This is a genomic window from Microcystis sp. M49636_WE2 (assembly GCF_030065375.1).
In the GTDB taxonomy this organism is placed as follows: Bacteria; Cyanobacteriota; Cyanobacteriia; order Cyanobacteriales; family Microcystaceae; genus Microcystis; species Microcystis aeruginosa_C.
Genome location: NZ_JASJFG010000796.1, coordinates 1 through 1,241, shown reverse-complemented (window position 1 = coordinate 1,241; position 1,241 = coordinate 1). Strand labels below are relative to the sequence as shown.

Genomic DNA, 1,241 nt, shown 5'->3' with positions numbered 1-1,241 from the left:
TTCGATCGCAGTTTTTCTGGTTTCCGCTTCTTGTTTTTCAGCGAGGAGACGTTGACGCTCTTTTTCTTTCCTAAATTCTGCCTGTTTAATCGCGCCCTTGGTGGCTAAAACGGCCACACCTTGGGGGATAAGGTAATTGCGGGCATAACCGGGGGCTACTTCCACCACATCGCCATTTTCGCCTAATTTGCTGACTTTTTGATTGAGGATAACCTGCATTCGTTTCGCCATGATCTTGACCTAAAACAATAGTTCCAAAACCCCTATCATACCATGCAATCGTCAAGTCTCGATCACAAGTTAGTTATTGCCGGCGGCGATTATTTGGGTTAATAGGGGGCCGATTGCCTGAAAGGCCGAGGGTAAAACCGCTACGGTGGCGGCTGCGATAATAATTGTTGTGGCTAATCTCAGCACTTTCTCGGAGGCTTTTTCGTAGGTGTCAAATTTATAGTCGAGCTTGTCTAATCTTTGGTCTATTTCCTGAAAGCGTTGCCCCATAGCATCAAAACGTTGGTCTATTTCCTGAAAGCGTTGCCCCATAGCATCAAAACTTTGGTCTATCGCTTCAAAACGTTGGTCTATCGCCTCAAAACTTTGGTCTATCGCTTCAAAACGTTGATTTACTGCTGTTTGGAAGCTTTTCAATTCGTTGAGAACATCGGTTAGGGTGGGTTCTTGAGTGGACATAGTGACACCTAGGGGAATTTGATCGCCTAGCACAATTATAACGTTAAGTCAAGCTTTTTTGATGATAATTAACGTTTTTGTCGGTAATATTTTGATCTTGTTCAGGTGTTGGAGACAACCAGTATTTCTATTCTAATAAGGTCTCTTTAATTGTTGTTAAAACTTTGCTATCTTTGACCATCCAAGCATGAAGCAATACGGGAATGGAAATTTCTTTGCCCACCGATAAACGGGAACTATGGGCAGGAAATATCATTAAATCGTAGGGAGTCCAGATAATTGTGGTTTTAATTTTATTTAAAATTTGTTGACAATCTTGATTTAAATCCTCTAGAAATTGACTCCCCGGCTGCATTTGTCTAATCCCATCTAAGGGTAAACTATACGCGGTTAAAGTGCCTCGATTCGGAGCAGAAATATTTAGGTAACGTTGCACTCTTGCCACTCCTCCCAATCTTTGCAGGTAGTAGCGGGTAATTAATCCTCCCATACTAAACCCAATCAGATCTACTTTCTGCTCTTTAGCAAAGTTTTTCTCGATATAATTGTCC

Annotated in this window: 3 protein-coding genes; all 3 read right to left on the bottom strand. The window is 41.8% G+C overall.

Annotation, left to right across the window (positions count from 1 at the left end):
• A partial coding sequence (rplI, locus tag PX484_RS18220; protein WP_288105016.1) for a 50S ribosomal protein L9 occupies nt 1-231 on the bottom strand: 231 nt, incomplete at its 3' end.
• 69 nt (nt 232-300) lie between these two features.
• Nucleotides 301-723 (bottom strand): ssr2422 family thylakoid membrane protein, encoded by a 423-nt coding sequence (locus PX484_RS18215; protein ID WP_287664160.1) that lies wholly within the window; start codon nt 721-723, stop codon nt 301-303.
• 94 nt (nt 724-817) lie between these two features.
• On the bottom strand, nt 818-1,241 hold a 424-nt coding region (locus tag PX484_RS18210; RefSeq protein ID WP_288105014.1), incomplete at its 5' end, for a lipase family alpha/beta hydrolase.